At 72.1% G+C, this 15,407-nt stretch carries 15 protein-coding genes and 1 pseudogene; 12 read left to right on the forward strand and 4 right to left on the reverse strand.

Translation table 11 applies throughout. The features are described 5' to 3' along the window. From hypB to hypE, 5 genes are all read left to right on the forward strand, one after another. The gene (gene hypB / locus QQM67_RS09165; RefSeq protein ID WP_314173173.1) at positions 1-831 is read left to right on the forward strand and encodes a hydrogenase nickel incorporation protein HypB; all 831 of its coding nucleotides are present in this window, start codon (positions 1-3) and stop codon (positions 829-831) included. Positions 832-929: 98 nt separating this feature from the next. Continuing rightward, entirely contained in the window at positions 930-3,431 is a 2,502-nt protein-coding gene (hypF, locus tag QQM67_RS09170) for a carbamoyltransferase HypF (RefSeq protein ID WP_314173747.1), read from the forward strand. Positions 3,432-3,488: 57 nt separating this feature from the next. Next, entirely contained in the window at positions 3,489-3,767 is a 279-nt protein-coding gene (locus tag QQM67_RS09175) for a HypC/HybG/HupF family hydrogenase formation chaperone (RefSeq protein ID WP_314173174.1), read from the forward strand. Further along, the gene (hypD, locus tag QQM67_RS09180) at positions 3,764-5,008 is read left to right on the forward strand and encodes a hydrogenase formation protein HypD (protein WP_314173175.1); all 1,245 of its coding nucleotides are present in this window, start codon (positions 3,764-3,766) and stop codon (positions 5,006-5,008) included. The genes QQM67_RS09175 and hypD overlap by 4 nt, the downstream gene beginning before the upstream one ends. Then, entirely contained in the window at positions 5,001-6,095 is a 1,095-nt protein-coding gene (gene hypE / locus QQM67_RS09185; protein ID WP_314173176.1) for a hydrogenase expression/formation protein HypE, read from the forward strand. Before hypD ends, hypE begins: the two co-directional genes overlap by 8 nt. 66 nt (positions 6,096-6,161) lie before the next feature. Here the strand turns inward: hypE and QQM67_RS09190 are convergent, their stop codons facing one another. Genes QQM67_RS09190 through QQM67_RS09200 form a run of 3 tightly spaced genes read right to left on the reverse strand, consistent with a single transcriptional unit; the run spans position 6,162 to position 8,612 of the window. Further along, the gene (locus QQM67_RS09190) at positions 6,162-6,944 is read right to left on the reverse strand and encodes a polysaccharide deacetylase family protein (RefSeq protein WP_399065944.1); all 783 of its coding nucleotides are present in this window, start codon (positions 6,942-6,944) and stop codon (positions 6,162-6,164) included. After that, positions 6,938-7,813, reverse strand: a complete 876-nt coding sequence (locus QQM67_RS09195; protein WP_314173177.1) for a DMT family transporter — start codon at positions 7,811-7,813, stop codon at positions 6,938-6,940. The genes QQM67_RS09190 and QQM67_RS09195 overlap by 7 nt, the downstream gene beginning before the upstream one ends. Before the next feature lie 13 nt (positions 7,814-7,826). Next, entirely contained in the window at positions 7,827-8,612 is a 786-nt protein-coding gene (locus QQM67_RS09200; protein WP_314173178.1) for an SDR family NAD(P)-dependent oxidoreductase, read from the reverse strand. A gap of 230 nt (positions 8,613-8,842) precedes the next feature. On the opposite strand from QQM67_RS09200, the gene QQM67_RS09205 reads away from it, so the two are divergent. The 7 genes and pseudogenes from QQM67_RS09205 to QQM67_RS09235 all read left to right on the forward strand — a co-directional run bounded on the left by QQM67_RS09205 (position 8,843) and on the right by QQM67_RS09235 (position 14,983). After that, entirely contained in the window at positions 8,843-9,976 is a 1,134-nt protein-coding gene (locus QQM67_RS09205; RefSeq protein ID WP_399066351.1) for an MGDG synthase family glycosyltransferase, read from the forward strand. Positions 9,977-10,088: 112 nt separating this feature from the next. After that, positions 10,089-10,502, forward strand: a complete 414-nt coding sequence (locus QQM67_RS09210) for an SRPBCC family protein (RefSeq protein ID WP_314173180.1) — start codon at positions 10,089-10,091, stop codon at positions 10,500-10,502. Positions 10,503-10,522: 20 nt separating this feature from the next. After that, a pseudogene (locus tag QQM67_RS09215) lies at positions 10,523-10,730 on the forward strand (IS5/IS1182 family transposase); the annotation flags it as partial. A gap of 111 nt (positions 10,731-10,841) precedes the next feature. Then, on the forward strand, positions 10,842-11,291 hold the full coding sequence (locus tag QQM67_RS09220; RefSeq protein WP_314173181.1) for an Rrf2 family transcriptional regulator: 450 nt from the start codon (positions 10,842-10,844) through the stop codon (positions 11,289-11,291). A 108-nt stretch (positions 11,292-11,399) separates the two neighbouring features. Further along, complete coding sequence (locus tag QQM67_RS09225; RefSeq protein ID WP_314173182.1) at positions 11,400-12,803, forward strand: MFS transporter; 1,404 nt, start codon at positions 11,400-11,402, stop codon at positions 12,801-12,803. Positions 12,804-13,122: 319 nt separating this feature from the next. Beyond that, positions 13,123-13,692, forward strand: a complete 570-nt coding sequence (locus QQM67_RS09230; protein WP_314173183.1) for a TetR/AcrR family transcriptional regulator — start codon at positions 13,123-13,125, stop codon at positions 13,690-13,692. Positions 13,693-13,798: 106 nt separating this feature from the next. Further along, positions 13,799-14,983, forward strand: a complete 1,185-nt coding sequence (locus tag QQM67_RS09235) for a GDSL-type esterase/lipase family protein (RefSeq protein ID WP_314173184.1) — start codon at positions 13,799-13,801, stop codon at positions 14,981-14,983. Positions 14,984-15,028: 45 nt separating this feature from the next. Here QQM67_RS09235 and QQM67_RS09240 read toward each other — a convergent pair whose 3' ends face one another. Further along, complete coding sequence (locus QQM67_RS09240; RefSeq protein ID WP_314173185.1) at positions 15,029-15,313, reverse strand: hypothetical protein; 285 nt, start codon at positions 15,311-15,313, stop codon at positions 15,029-15,031. Positions 15,314-15,407 lie beyond the last annotated feature (94 nt).

Raw genomic sequence — 15,407 nt, forward strand, 5'->3', positions numbered from 1 at the left:
ATGTGCCGAGTCCTCGATCTGCAACAGGCGGTGCTCGTGAAGAACGACGAGCGCGCCGCCGCGCTGCGCACGGAGCTGTCCGCCCGCGGAACCACGGTCGTCAACCTCCTCTCCAGCCCCGGCAGCGGCAAGACAGCGCTGCTCGAAGCGGAGCTCGCTCTGGCCGCCTCGCGCGGTGTGCCCGTGGCGGCGCTGACGGCGGACCTGGCAACGGAGCACGACGCGGAGCGCCTCGCCCGCGCCGGCGTCCCCGTCAAGCAGGTGCTCACGGACGGGCTGTGCCATCTGGAGGCCGAGATGCTCGGCGCTCAGCTGGAGGGCTGGCTGCCCGGCGGCACGCGGCTGCTGTTCGTGGAGAACGTCGGCAACCTCGTCTGCCCGGCCTCGTACGACCTGGGGGAGTCGCTGCGCGTCGTCCTCGCGTCGGTGACGGAGGGAGAGGACAAGCCGCTGAAGTACCCCACGGCGTTCGGGCTCGCGCAGCTCGTGGTCGTCACGAAGGACGACATCGCCGAGGCGGCCGGATTCGACGAGGACGCGTTCCGCGCCAACGTGCGGCAGATCAACCCGGGCGTCGAGGTGGTGATCACCTCCGCGCGCCGCGGGAGGGGCGTCGGCCTGGTGCTGGAGCGGGCGCTGGCCGTCGCCGGAGGGGCCGAGGCGCACCGGCCGGTGATGGCACGCACCCGGACCGGCGAGCGTTCCGGGGAGAGTTCCGGTGAGGGGGAGGGGGCGGCGCACGGGCACGCGCACCAGCACTCGCGCACCCACGCGCACACCGCCCGCCCGCAGACACGGGCCGCGGGTGTCCCGGCCCGCAGCTACTCGTGAACCCGCAGCGCGGCACCGCGACCGCGGCACGCTCCGGTACGCAGAACGCCGGCGCGGAAGGCACCGAACCCACCGGCGCAGCACCTGCCGGCGCGGCGCTGCGGCGCAAGGTGACCGTTCGGGGCGTCGTGCAGGGTGTCGGCTTCCGGCCCTTCGTGTACGCGCTCGCCTGCGAGCTCGGCCTCTCCGGACAGGTCGCCAACACCGGGGACGGGGTCGTCGCCGAGGTCGAGGGCGGGCCCGAGGCGGTCGAGGCATTCTGCGGCCGCATCACCTCCGACGCGCCCCCGCTGGCCGTGGTCCAGTCGGTGACGCACGAGCCGATGACCCCGTCAGGCGGCCGCGGATTCAGCATCGCGGAGTCGCGCGGCAGCGGCGGCACCGTCCGTACGCTCGTCGCTCCCGACACCGCGACCTGCGCCGACTGCCTCGCGGAGATGTGCGACCCCGCCGACCGGCGCCACCGCCACCCCTTCATCACGTGTACGCACTGCGGCCCCCGCTTCACGATCGTCACCGGGCTGCCGTACGACCGCGCGCACACCACCATGGACCGCTTCCGCATGTGTGAGCGGTGCGCGCAGGAGTACGCCGACCCCGCGGACCGCCGCTTCCACGCGCAGCCCGTCTCGTGCCACGACTGCGGCCCACGGCTGCGGCTGCACGTACCGGGTGCGGGCGACGGCGCGGGGGCCGCCCGCCGTACGGAGGGCCGCGAACCCGTCGCCGCCGCACGGGAGTTGCTGGCCGAGGGCGCGATCGTGGCGGTCAAGGGCCTCGGCGGTTACCACCTCGCCTGCGACGCCTCGAACTCCGGCGCCGTGCGTCTGCTGCGCCGTCGAAAGGCCCGCGGAGACAAGCCGTTCGCACTCATGGTGCGCGATCTGGACGACGCCGGGCGGCTCGTGCACATGGACGCCGTCGCACGCGGCCTCCTCAGCGGAGGGCGCCGTCCCATCGTGCTGCTGCGCCGCCGCAGGGACCAGGCGGACGGTACGGGCCGCCCGGACGGTACGGAGCCGGCGGTGGCCGTCGCGGACGAAGTGGCGCCGCGCAGCGCCGACTTGGGGATCATGCTGCCGTACACGCCGCTGCACCATCTGCTCCTCGGACTTCCCGGCGACCCGCCGGGTCCGCGGCTGCTGGTGATGACGAGCGGCAACCTCGGCGGCGAGCCGATCGTCACCTCCGACGAGGACGCGCTGGAGAGGCTCGCGCCGCTCGCCGACGCCTGGCTGATGCACGACCGGCCGATCCATGTGCCCTGCGACGACTCGGTCGTGAGAGTCGCGGGCGGCGAGCAGGTGCCCGTGCGCCGCTCCCGCGGCTACGCGCCCTTCCCCGTCAATCTGCCGAGGCCGGTGACCGCCGCGCTCGCGGTGGGCGGCGATCTGAAGAACACCTTCTGCGCGGGGGAGGGCCATCACGCGTGGCTCTCCGCGCACATCGGCGACATGGACGATCTGGCGACCCTCACCGCATTCGCGCGTGCGGAACGGCAGTTGGAGGAGATCACCGGGGTACGGCCCGCGCTGCTCGCCGCCGACAGACACCCGGGATACCGCTCCTCGGGCTGGGCCGAGCGCAACGCGAACGGACGGCCGCTGCACCGCGTACAGCACCACCACGCGCACATCGCCTCCGTCATGGCGGAGCACGGGCTCGACGGGACCGCTCCCGTCATCGGCGTCGCCTTCGACGGCACCGGGTACGGGGACGACGCGACCGTGTGGGGCGGCGAGTTCCTCCTCGCCGACTACGACGGCTACCGGCGGCTGGCGCATCTGAGCCCGGTGCTACTGCCCGGCGGCGACGCGGCGGTACGCCGCCCGTACCGCATGGCTCTCGCCCATCTCTACGCGGCGGGCCTGCCCTGGGACCCGGACCTGCCGTGCACCGCCGCCTGCCCCGAGGACGAACGCAAGGCGCTCGCCGTCCAGTTGGAGCGCGAGCTGGGCTGTACGCCCACCTCCAGCATGGGCCGGCTCTTCGACGCAGCGGCATCGCTCGCGGGGGTGTGCCATGACGCGGGCTACGAGGCGCAGGCGGCCATGGAGCTGGAGGCGGCGGCCGTGGACTACGAGGAGAACCGCGAAGAGAACGAAGAGAACGAGGGGAACGAGGGGAACGAGGAAGACGACGGCAACGCGGGGAAGCCGGGCGGCGGTTCGGTTCGTCGGGACCGTCCCGACTGGGCGTTCACGCTCCGTACGACCGCGGCGGAGACCCTCGCGTGCGACCCGGCACCGGTGCTCGCGGGCATCGTCGCGGACGTACGGGCCGGTGTGCCCGCCGGGGCGACCGCGGCGCGGTTCCACCGTTCCGTCGCGGGGCTCGTCCTGCGGGTGTGCCGCATCGCCCGCGAGCGGCACCGGCTGGGGACGGTCGCGCTGAGCGGCGGCGTCTTCGCCAACTCGCTGCTGTCCGGGGCCTGTGCGCGACTGCTGAGCGAGGACGGCTTCACGGTGCTGCGGCACCGTCTCGTGCCTCCGAACGACGGAGGCCTCGCCCTGGGCCAGTTGATGATCGCGGCCCGCGCGGACGCATCGGACGTACCGGACGCACCCGGCGCCGAGAGCCGGTCCCGGACGGCCCGCTGAGACGACACCGGGGCGTCAACCCCCTCCCGACCGACCCGAAGAGCGAGGAGAAACACCATGTGCCTGGCGGTACCCGGCAAGGTGCTGGAGATCAACGAGCGGGACGGCACCCGAATGGCCACGGTCGACTTCGGCGGCGTGGCGAAGGAGGTGTGCTGCGAGTATCTGCCGGATCTGCGGGCCGGCGAATACGCCATCGTCCACGTCGGCTTCGCGCTCCAGCGGCTGGACGAGGAGTCGGCGCGGCAGACGCTCGCGCTGTTCGAGGAACTCGGGTTGCTGGAGGAGGAGTTCGGCGACCCCTGGGAGCTTGCTGCACAGGAGGCGGCGAAATGAAGTACATCGACGAATTCCAGGACCCCGAGCTCGCGCGCAGGCTCCTGGCGGACATCCACGCGACCGTCACCAGACCCTGGGCGCTGATGGAGGTGTGCGGCGGCCAGACGCACTCCATCATCCGGCACGGCATCGACCAACTGCTGCCCGACGAGGTGGAGTTGATCCACGGACCGGGGTGCCCCGTGTGCGTCACTCCGCTGGAGGTCATCGACAAGGCCCTGGAGATCGCCTCACGCCCCGACGTGATCTTCTGTAGCTACGGCGACATGCTGCGCGTGCCCGGCACGGGCCGCGACCTCTTCCAGGTCCGCAGCGAGGGCGGCGACGTCCGGGTGGTCTACTCGCCGCTGGACGCGCTGCGCATCGCGCAGCAGAACCCCGAGCGCGAAGTCGTCTTCTTCGGCATCGGGTTCGAGACGACCGCGCCGCCCAACGCGATGACGGTGCATCAGGCGCACAAGCTGGGCATCCGGAACTTCAGCCTGCTGGTCTCGCACGTCCGCGTCCCGCCGGCCATCGAGGCGATCATGCGCTCCGAGTCGTGCCGGGTGCAGGGGTTCCTCGCCGCGGGGCACGTGTGCAGCGTGATGGGCACCGGTGAATACCCGGCCCTGGGCGAGCGGTTCAGGGTGCCGATCGTCGTGACGGGCTTCGAGCCGCTCGACGTACTGGAAGGAGTCCGGCGCACAGTACGGCAGTTGGAGCGCGGTGAGCACACCGTCGAGAACGCGTACGCGCGTGTGGTGCCGCCGGAGGGCAACCCGGCGGCGAGGGCGATGCTCGCCGACATCTTCGAGGTCGCCGACCGCTCCTGGCGCGGCATCGGCGTGATCCCGGACAGCGGCTGGCGACTCGCCCCGCGCTACCGGGAGTTCGACGCCGAGTACCGCTTCTCCGTGTCGGGCATCGACACCCGCGAGCCCGCGGAGTGCCGCAGCGGCGAGGTGCTGCAAGGGCTCCTCAAGCCGCACGAGTGCGAGGCCTTCGGCACCGCGTGCACTCCCCGTACACCGCTCGGCGCGACGATGGTCTCCAGCGAGGGGGCGTGTGCCGCGTACTACCTCTACCGGCGGCTGGGGGGCGCGGGCAGGGGCACGAAGGAGCCGGCGAACGCAGCGTCAGCGCCGGGCGCAGCGGTCGGCGGGCCCCGTACACCGGACGTGGCGGCCACGGCACCCGCGGCCGCGTCCCCATCCGCGTCCCCGTCCGCGTCCCTGGAGGGGAGCACCGTTGTCTGAGACGACCGGCCTCGCCGAGCCCGCAGCCGATCCCGCCGCGCCGGACTTCTCCGGCTGGACCTGCCCGGCGCCGCTGCGCGGCCAGCCCCGCGTCGTGATGGGCCACGGCGGCGGGGGAGCGCTCTCCTCCGAACTCGTCCAGCACATCTTCGCGCCCGCCTTCGGCGGCGACCTGCTGGCCGGGCTGTCCGACTCGGCCGTCCTCACGCTCGGCGGGGCGAGGCTGGCCTTCTCCACCGACTCCTTCGTCGTGCGGCCGCTGTTCTTCCCCGGCGGCAGCCTCGGCGATCTCGCCGTCAACGGCACCGTCAACGACCTCGCCATGAGCGGCGCGCGGGCCGCCTATCTCTCCTGCGGCTTCATCCTGGAGGAGGGCGTCGAGGTGCCGCTGGTCTCCCGGGTCGCCGAAGCGCTCGGGGCTGCCGCGCGCACCGCGGGCGTCGAGGTCGCCACGGGAGACACCAAGGTGGTCGAGGCCGGCCACGGCGACGGCATCTACCTCAACACCGCGGGCATCGGCCTCATCCCCGAGGGCGTCGACATCCGCCCGCAGCGCGCCGTACCCGGTGACGTCGTGATCGTCAGCGGCGAGATCGGCGCGCACGGCGTCGCCGTGATGAGCGTGCGCGAGGGGCTGGAGTTCGGGGTGGAGGTCGAGAGCGACTGCGCCGCGCTGGGCGGTCTCGTCGAGGCGATGCTCGCCGTCACCCCGGATCTGCACGTGCTGCGCGACCCGACACGGGGCGGGCTCGCGGCGGCGCTCAACGAGATCGCGGTGGCGGCGACCGTCGGCGTGGTGCTGGAGGAGAAGGCGGTGCCGGTGCCGCCGCCGGTCGCCAACGCATGCGCCGTGCTGGGCCTCGACCCGATGTACGTCGCGAACGAGGGCAAGCTCGTCGCCTTCGTCCCCCGCGAACACGCGGACGCGGTGCTCGCGGCCATGCGTGAGCATCCCCTGGGCACCGAGGCGGCCGTGATCGGCGAGTGCGTCGAGGCGCACCCCGGCATGGTCGTCGCCCGTACGGGACTCGGCGGCACACGCGTGGTCGACCTGCCGCTGGGGGAGCAGCTGCCCCGCATCTGCTGAGCCGGTGCACCGCGCCCGCGCCCCCCGGCTCCGACCTTCGAGGCGCCGGGTCCCGAGGGGACGACGTCACGTGGTGCGCAGGCCGTGTTCCGCCAGCGGCCCCACCGTCAGCCCCTCGGCCCGGCACCGCATCACCAGGTGCGGCAGCGCGTCCAGGGCCGAGTGCCACGCCCCCGGGGCGCACGCGTGGTCGGAGTCGTGCAGCAGTACGGTCGCGCCGCCGCTCATGCGCTTCGCCAGTTCCGCGAGGACGCTGTCCACGTCGGCCTTCGCGGTCCAGTCCCGGCCCCACGCCGTCCACAGCACGGGGCGCAGACCCAGCCGCCGCGCCGCCGCGAGCCGGGTCGCGGTCAGCACGCCGTAGGGCGGCCGGTACCAGAGGGGCCGCGTGCCGGAGACGCCCTGCACGGTGTCCGTCGCCCGCGCCAGGTCGCGTACGTCCCCGCGCGGCCGCGGACGCCAGAACCGCTCGTGACGCCAGCCGTGCACGGCCAGTTCGTGCCCTTCCGCCACGATGCGCTTCCCCAACTGGGCATAGCGCTCCAGGCGGTTCCCGAGCACGAAGAAGGTGGCACGCGCTTCGAGCCGTTCCAGCTCCTCCAGGAAGTACGGCGTGCTGAGCGGGTCCGGCCCGTCGTCGAAGGTGAGCGCCACATGTTCCGGGTCCCCGCGGCCGTCGAGACCGGGGCTGACCACTCTTCGTACTCCGGGCAGCCAGCTCGCCGCCGGACCCAGGTGCCAGCCCGCACCGGCGAGCGCGGCGATCCCGGCCCACAGCGCGCCCTCCCGCGCGGGGTGCGAGGCGCGTGCGGCGCGGACGGTACGGCTCGACGCTGCGGTGTTTACCACACTTCCCCCTTGTGGTCGCCCGAGACCTCCGGTGTTCTCGCCAGCTGGAAGCTGCCCGCGCCGACCAGGGCGAGCGCCCCCAACTCCGGTAGGACGAGCAGGCCCAGCCGCAGATGCTCGTCGAAGAGCACCGCCCCCAGTACGAGACTCATCAGCGAGTCGCCCAGGGTCAGGGCGGGCTGGGAGGCCACCAGCGTTCCCGCGCGCAGCGTCATCTGAAGCAGCAGGAAGCTGGCCAGCCCGACCACGCCGACGGCGTAGGTCTGCCAAGCCGTCAGCAGCGCCACCAGTCCGTCGGAGAGCCGGGCGACCGCGTCCTTCATCAGCGCCGCCGTACCGGAGAACCCGAACGCAGTCGCCGTCCCCAGCACCGTCGCGCGCGGCGAGGACGGCAGCCGCGTCGCGAGGACGATCAGCCCGATAGCGAGGGTCAGCACGACCGCGCCCACCGTCAGCCACCGTCCGACGGGAACCCGCGTCGTGCCCACCGAGGGGTGCACCAGCACCAGGAAGACCGCGAGGCCCAGCACCATCGCGATGAACGCAGACCACGCACGGGCGTCGGGGCGGCGGTGGAAGAAGACGCTGCCCACGACGAGCGTGAACAGCAGCTCCGTGGCCATCACGGGCTGCACGACGGCGAGCGGCCCGGTGGCCAGCGCCCCCGCCTGGAAGATCCCGGAGAAGACGAGCATCGCCGAACCCCACATCCACACCGGCCGGTGCAGGAGGTGGGTGAGCCAGGAGAGGCGCCTTCCGCTGGGCGCGAGCCGTTCCGCAGCCGCCGCACGGCGTTGCAGTACGGAGGCGGCGGCGTTGGCCAGGGCCGCCAGCAGTGCGAGGAAGACACTTACCGCGAGGAGCAACACGTCGCAGTGACTCCTAGCCGAAGCGCTGGGCGAGGGAGCGGAAGACACCGGGAGCCGCGCCGTGCAGCCGGGCGGGGACGCCCAGCCAGCCGGGCACGTACGAGTCGGGCCGTCCGCGGACCAGGGCCCTGCGGACGACCTCCGCGACCTGGGCGGGCGGCACGGGCCGGGGCCTCGAACGGTGGTAGGGCGACCCGCGCCGCCCGAAGAAGGGGGTGTCCACGGCGCCCGGCATCACGACCGACACCCGCACACCGGTGGGGGACAGCTCGTATCGGAGGCTGTTCGCGAAGGCGATCAGGCCGCCCTTCGTCGCCGCGTAGACCGCCTCGTCGCGTACGCCCACGCTTCCCGCCATGGAGCCGATGAGCACGATGCGGCCCCGGCGGCGGGCGACCATGCCGGGCAGCAGCAGCCGCACCAGGTGCACGACGGCCGAGAGGTTGACCGCGAGCAGCCGGTCGATGGACTCGACGGGCTGCGCCGTGAACGGCCCGGCCCAGCCGATGCCCGCCCCGGCGACGAGGGCGTCGACGCGTCCGCCGTGCGCCAGCGCCTCGCGCGCGAGGCGGGCCCTGGCCTCCGGGTCCGTGACGTCCGCGGGCAGAGCTGTGCCCCGGGTGCGTACCGCGACGTCCCCGAGCCGCTCCTCGTCACGTCCGTTCAGCAGCAGGCGCCAGCTGCCCTCCGCCGCGAGCTGCTCGGCGACGGCCGTGCCGATGCCCGACGAGGCGCCGGTGATGAGCGCTACCGGCCGCTGCGTGCCGTGCGCCACAAGCCGCCCAGAACCCTCGAACATGACACCCTCCGGGTGATCAGGAGCAGGACTCCCAGAATGCTGGCTATCGGCCGCAGCCGCCTGTGGGGCTTCCTTCGCACAGCAGCCCGAATCACTCGATCGGGCCCGGTTCGCGGCACCCGTAACGCGGCACCCAGCCACTCCGTACGGGCGCCGTGCCGTGAGCCCGGTGCCGATCGACGGAGGGGCGGAGAACAGTGCGGCAACGGTTTCTGCTGCTGAGCGCGAGCATGGGCGCGGGCCATGACGCGGTCGCCGGCGAACTCGCCGAGCGGCTGCGGGCCCGTGGCCACTCGGCGCGGATCCAGGATGTGCTGGCACTGCTCCCCCCGGGGGTCGGACCGGCACTCCGCGCGGGTTACCGGGGGGCGGTCCGGCACGTCCCGCAGCTCTACGCGTGGATCTACGCCGCGTTCCTCGCGGCCGGACCGGACGGGCAGCGCGGACGGAGCGGGCCGGACGGCGGCGCGGGTGCGGTGGCGCGGCCGGGCAGCGCGCCTCTCGCGGCGCTCGCGGAGCGTGCGCTGATGGACGTCGTGGACCGCTGGGAGCCCGACGCCGTGATCTCGACGTTCCATCTGTCCGCCCAGGTGACGGGAAGGCTGCGGACGCGCGGAGTGCTGGACGTCCCGAGCGTCGTGACGGTCGTCGACTTCGCCGTGCACCGCGGCTGGCTCCACCCGGGCAATGACATGCACCTGTGCGTCACCGAATCCGCGGCACGCACCGCGGAGGCGGTCACGGGCAGGGCGGCGGAGGCGACCGGGCCCGTGGTCCCGGAGCGGTTCTCCGAGTCGTACGCGGCACGGACGGGGGAGGGACGGTACGGACACTGGCACCGCGAGTTCGAACGGCTCGCTCCCGGGCGGCCGTTGGTGCTGCTCTCCGCCGGGGCGTGGGGCGTGGGGGCCGGACTGCCGGGCACGGCACGGCAGTTGGTGGCGCACGGATTCTGCCCCGTACTGCTGTGCGGCCGGGACGAGCGGCTGCGGCGCCGGGCCGCGTCGGTGCCCGGGGCGATCGCGCTGGGCTGGGTCGAGAGCATGGCGGAGCTGATGGCGGCCGCGCACGCGCTCGTCGACAACGCGGCGGGCCAGACCGCCGCGCAGGCGCTCGCGACCGGGCTTCCCGTGATCGGATACCGTCCGCTTCCCGGTCACGGTGCGGAGGGCATACGGGAGATGGTCGCGGCGGGCGTGACCGAACTCGCCGGGGACGAGGGGGAGTTGGCGAATGCCCTGGAGAAGGTCGTGAGCCCGGGGCCGGTACGCGAGCTACGCGTCGGGCGTGGCCGCGCGCTGTTCCGTACGGACGCGGCGCAGCGGATCGCGGACGTGACCCGTGCGGGGGTGCGCACGGCGTGACGGCACGCGCGCCTGGCCGATCGCGCGGCCGGAGACGTTCCCCTTGGGCACCGCGGCACCTCGGCTCACCCCGTGTCCGTTTTGTCCGTCGGCGGCCGGGAACCTGGAGCCGATGAGCGAATACGAGCGTTCCCGTACGGTCGCGGCGCCCCCGGAAGACGTCTTCGCGCAGGCCGGCGACGTCGACCAGATCGAGACGTGGCTTCCACGGGAGCTGCACGTGCGCCGCGAGGAGCCGCCCGCCGTCACCGTGCACGACGACGACACCGGCAGGGACGCCCCCGCGCTGCTGCGTGCCCGGCGGGACGAGCTCCGCCTGGAGTGGGGCACGCGGGACGACGGGCGCTACGAGGGCTGGCTCCAGGTGGAGGGGATCAGCGACGGCGCGAGCGCGGTCACCGTGCATCTCTCCTTCTTCGACGAGGGGCTCGCGCCCCCGGACAACGAGGTGACCGTCGCGCTCGACGAGAGCCTCGACCGGCTGGCCGAGCAGGTGCGGCTGCGGGCCGACAGGCAGGGGCGCTAGGTGTATTGATCACGAGCGTTCAGCGAGCCCACCGCCGACACCGCGGGAGCAAAGGCGGTCGGCCCACTGGATTCGACACGGCGATCTACAGGCGCCGCAACGAAGTTGAGCGGACGATCAACCGCCTCAAGAACTTCCGGGCCATCGCAACGGGATACGACAAACGCGCCTACGTCTTCCCACGGCACGATCACGTTCGCCGCGATGAGGCTCTGGCTCCGAACATGATCCGCCGGACAGGCCTTAGCTCCGTCCCGTGATCCGCCGGGCAGGCCCTGGTTGACCCCTCGGACGAACTGTAACTAGCATAGTTACAGATTTGTCGAGCGAAGGACAGAGATGGGTGTCAGCAGTCGGACCGCGGTGGCGGTTCACGCCTTGACGTTTCTGGCTCGATGGGAGCAGGACGGCCTCCAGTCGTCAGCGAAGATCGCGGAGAGCCTGGACAGCAATCCGGCACTGGTGCGTCGCATCCTCGGACTGCTGCGGGACAACGGTCTGGTCGCGGCGGTCGAAGGCAGTGGCGGCGGCTGGCGGCTCGCGAAACCAGCCGCGGAGGTGAGCCTCTACGACGTTTACGCTGCCGCTGAGGACGGCGCATCGGTATTGCCTGTACACGCTCACCCGCCAAACCAGAGCTGTGTGATCGGGCGGCACATGCAGTCGGTGCTGGAGGTCGAATTCGCGGCGGCTCAGGATGCGATGGAAGATCGCCTCGCCCGGACGAGCATTGCCGACATGCTTCGCCACATGCATCAGCGCGAGCGCACCACGTCCAGAAGTCGCTAGCAAGACCTGCCGGGCGGAGGAATCCCTCCGCCCGCATCTTTGCCCACAACTGTCACCAGCATGGTTACAGTAAGAACGGAGATTCCCGTGACTTCAGCTCCGGAGTCCGTGAGCACCGCGGTCCCGATGCCTCGGCTGCTACTCGTGCTCGCTCCCGCGATGATGTTGATCCCCATCGCCGCTGACATGGTCTCGCTCGTCCTTCCCGTCATCGCCGAGCAGTTCACGGCGTCAACGGCTCAGGTGGCCTGGGTCGTGACCGGATTTCTGCTGGTGTGCTCCATCGGTATCCCGGTGTACGGCCGGGTCGCGGACCGCTTCAGTTTGCGCCAGCTGTTCACGACCGCGCTGGCAGCCTTCGGGGTCGGCAGCCTGATCTGCGCCCTGGCGCCAGGTCTGTTGATTCTCGTGCTCGGCAGGATCGTCATGGGGGCCGGCGGAGCAGCGATACCGGTGCTCGCGATCGTGGCCGCCACGCGACTGCTGCCCCGCGAGAAGACGGCAGTGGGTGTCGGGGTCATCGGTGCCGCCGCAGGCGTCGGTACGGCGAGCGGACCTGCGGTAGGTGGGACACTGGGGCAACTGCTGGGATGGCCGGCGGTGTTCTGGCTCATGACGATCGCCGCGCTGGTCCTGATCCCCGCCGTCCGGCGCGTCGTCACTGACGACTCGCCTGATGATCGGCATCCCTTCGACCTGCTCGGCGGCGCCCTGCTCGGGCTTGGCGCCGGTCTGCTGCTGTTCGGTGTCACGCAGGCCGAGGGCGCGGGAGCCGGCTCGCCGTCCTCCTGGGGCGTCATGTCGGCCGGCGTGATGCTGGCAGCTCTGTTCGCCTGGCGAACCTGTACCGCTACGCATCCGTTCGTGCCGCCGTCGCTGTTCGCCAACCGTGGCTACGTCATGGCGATCGTGGTGATCTTTTTCGCGATGTTGGTGAACATGGCGACGCTGGTCTTGGTGTCGATCCTCGTCATCGACGTCAATGGCCTCACGCCCGGCCAGGGGAGTCTGGTCATGATTCCAGGAGGACTTGCTCTTGCGGTGGTGTCACCAGTAGCCGGACGGATCGGCGCCCGTGGAGCCAACGAGGGCACCGCGGCGTTCCTCGGGCTCACGGCAATCGGTCTGTCGACGTTGTTCCTGTCCACGCTCGCGGTGGGCGCGTCCCCGGTGCTGGCAGGGCTGGCAGTCCTCGGACTCGGCGCCGGTTTCGGTGTGCTCGTCACTCTCGTCACCAGCGCGGTGAGTCACCTCCTGCCGCCTGAGCGGGTCGGTGTCGGCGTGGGTATCTTCCAAGGCGCCCAGTTCCTTGGTGCGGGTGCGGGACCGGCGCTCTTCGGAGCCCTGCTCTCGGCCCGGCAGGCAGGCGGGCAGGATGCGGTCAATCCCCTCTACACCGACGAAGCGCCGGCGTACTCCGACACCTTCCTCGCGCTCACGGCGGTGGTTCTGCCTGCCATGATCGCGGCGCTCCGGTTGAGGAAGGCGCGAGCACACCGTCGCGCACGTTGACGAGGCAAAGATGCGGCCGAGACACAGAACCACATGTCTCGTTCTTCGGAATCTCGCGCAGCCTGCACATCCGCGATACCACGACAGTCACAAGATCCGCCGGGCAGGCCCTGGCCGTCTCCGACAGCCGAACCGGCTCCTGGAGGGGGCGGGTCGGTGGTGCGGAGACGTGAACTGGTCGTCGTACGGCCGCTGTTGGGGGAGGCGGTCGGGGGAAGCGGGATCCGTCGCCCAGTCGGCAGCTCGGTAATGCTCATACTGATTTGCCTAAAGGTATTAGGCTGCTGCATAATCGAGTCTGCTGACCGGGAGAGGTGTGATGGCGCGCGTAGGACTGACCAGGGAACGCCTGGCCGAGGCGGGTGCGGAGCTGGCCGACGAGGTCGGCTTCGCTCAGGTCACCGTCTCGGCGCTGGCCAGGCGGTTCGACGTCAAGGTCGCGAGCCTGTACTCGCACGTGAAGAGCTCGCAGGACCTCAAGACCGAGATCGCCCTGCTCGCGCTGGAGGAGATGGCAGACCGGGGCGCCGCGGCGCTCGCCGGGCGGGCAGGCAAGGACGCCCTGACCGCCTTGGCGGACGTCTACCGCGACTACGCGCGGGAGCACCCCGGCCGCTACGCCGCGGCCCAGATGCGGCTCGACCCGGCGACGGCCAAGGCCAGCGCGGGCGGCAGGCACGCACAGATGACGCGGGCGATCCTGCGCGGCTACGACCTGGGGGAGCCGGACCAGACGCACGCCGTGCGGCTGCTCGGCAGCGTCTTCCACGGCTACGTCAGCCTGGAGCTGGGCGGAGGATTCGACCACAGCGCGCCCGACACGCAGGAGACGTGGTCGAGGATTCAGGACGCCCTCGACGCCCTGCTGCGGAACTGGCCCGACGCCTGACCTCCTCCCTGCCCGTCCGCCCCGGCAGGCGCCCGAACCCGCGAACACGCCCCCGGCGCCGGGCAGTTCACCCAAAATCCCACATGCCGACCGTCGAGTTGAGGCCATGAACACCAAGGACGACTGGATCACCACACCTTTCACCGCGGACCTCGTGCGCGGCGCGCTCGATCTGGAGCACACGGACCGGGGCGTGCTGCCGCACCGGCTGCCTGCCTGGGCCCGCGCCCAGTACTCCGACGCACAGCTGGCCATGGCCGAGTCCCAGCCCTCCGGCGTGCGGCTGGTCTTCCGTACGAGGGCCACCGCCCTGGAAATGGACACGCTGCCCACCAAGAGGGTCTACGTGGGAGCGCCCCCGCGCCCTGACGGCGTGTACGAACTCCTCGTCGACGGCCGCCCGTTCGGCCGGGCCTCCGTCACGGGCGGCGACACCTTGACCATCGACATGACCGCCGGAACCGCGGAGAGCAGTCCCGGGCAACCGGGCACCTTGCGCTTCACCGGGCTGCCCGGCGGCGTCAAGGACGTCGAGATCTGGCTACCGCACAACGAGACCACCCGGCTCCTCGCGCTGCGCACCGACGCACCCGTCGAACCCGCCCCGGACCGGGGCCGCGGGGTGTGGCTCCACCACGGCAGCTCGGTCAGCCAGGGCTCCGAGGCGGCCGGTCCCACCACGACCTGGCCCGCGCTCGCCGCCTCCCTCGGCGGGGTCGAGCTGATCAATCTGGGCCTGGGCGGCAGCGCGATGCTCGACCCGTTCACCGCCCGGACGCTCCGGGAGACCCCGGCGGACTGGATCAGCGTCAAGGTCGGGATCAACCTGGTCAACGGCGACGTCATGCGGCTGCGGACGTTCGCCCCGGCCGTTCACGGCTTCCTGGACACCGTCCGCGAAGGGCACCCCACCACACCGCTGCTGGTCGTCTCGCCCATCCTGTGCCCCATCCACGAGGACACCCCGGGGCCCAGCGCGCCGGACTTCTCCGGCGCCGCCACCGGGCAGCTGAGGTTCCGGGCCACAGGAGACCCGGCCGAGCGAGCGAGCGGAAAGCTCACCCTGAACGTCATACGGGACGAGCTGGCCCGGATCGTCGCCCAGCGCGCGGAGGAGGACCCGAACCTGCACTACCTCGACGGCCGCGAGCTCTACGGTGCGGCGGACTCCGCCGAGCTGCCGCTGCCCGACGAGCTCCATCCGGACGCCGCCACGCACCGCCGCATCGGCGAACGCTTCGCCAAGCGGGCCTTCGCCGCCGACGGCGTCTTCGCGGGCAGCGGCGTCTGAGACCGACCGGGGAAAACGCGGGGCCGGGCCGGGCTGGGCCTACTGTCAGCCGGCCGCGGCGTCGTCGGCCCCGTCCTCCTCGGCCACCTCCGCGACCCATCCGTACGGGAGTTCCTCGCCGTCGAGGGTGATCGCCTCGACCGTGCGGGTCAGCGGATCGATGTCCGCCTCCACCCCTTCGCCCACGTACCGCGGATATCCGGTCCCGCCGTGCGCGCCCGTCGCCCGCACGGTGATCACCCGGAGCACCGGACCGTGCTCCGGGTGACCCTCGAGGTCGGCCGTCTGCGGTTGCAGAAGGATGTCGTAGCGGGGTTCGCCGGAGCCCATGTCTGTGACGATAGACCCGCAGGTGACGGCCCGCCTCCCGGGAGAGCGGGGCCGGTCGCTTCGCCGGGGCGTCGCGGAGCTGGGCCTGTCCACC

This window comes from Streptomyces winkii (assembly GCF_032248595.1).
Classification (GTDB): domain Bacteria; phylum Actinomycetota; class Actinomycetes; order Streptomycetales; family Streptomycetaceae; genus Streptomyces; species Streptomyces winkii.

What these genes read in the sequence shown, in the direction of transcription:
- hypB (WP_314173173.1), top strand. Translation starts at nt 1, where the DNA reads ATGTGCCGAGTCCTCGATCTGCAACAGGCGGTGCTCGTGAAGAACGAC.
- QQM67_RS09175 (WP_314173174.1), top strand. Translation starts at nt 3,489, where the DNA reads ATGTGCCTGGCGGTACCCGGCAAGGTGCTGGAGATCAACGAGCGGGAC.
- hypD (WP_314173175.1), top strand. Translation starts at nt 3,764, where the DNA reads ATGAAGTACATCGACGAATTCCAGGACCCCGAGCTCGCGCGCAGGCTC.
- QQM67_RS09200 (WP_314173178.1), bottom strand. Translation starts at nt 8,612, where the DNA reads ATGTTCGAGGGTTCTGGGCGGCTTGTGGCGCACGGCACGCAGCGGCCG.
- QQM67_RS09205 (WP_399066351.1), top strand. Translation starts at nt 8,843, where the DNA reads ATGGGCGCGGGCCATGACGCGGTCGCCGGCGAACTCGCCGAGCGGCTG.
- QQM67_RS09210 (WP_314173180.1), top strand. Translation starts at nt 10,089, where the DNA reads ATGAGCGAATACGAGCGTTCCCGTACGGTCGCGGCGCCCCCGGAAGAC.
- QQM67_RS09220 (WP_314173181.1), top strand. Translation starts at nt 10,842, where the DNA reads ATGGGTGTCAGCAGTCGGACCGCGGTGGCGGTTCACGCCTTGACGTTT.
- QQM67_RS09230 (WP_314173183.1), top strand. Translation starts at nt 13,123, where the DNA reads ATGGCGCGCGTAGGACTGACCAGGGAACGCCTGGCCGAGGCGGGTGCG.
- QQM67_RS09235 (WP_314173184.1), top strand. Translation starts at nt 13,799, where the DNA reads ATGAACACCAAGGACGACTGGATCACCACACCTTTCACCGCGGACCTC.
- QQM67_RS09240 (WP_314173185.1), bottom strand. Translation starts at nt 15,313, where the DNA reads ATGGGCTCCGGCGAACCCCGCTACGACATCCTTCTGCAACCGCAGACG.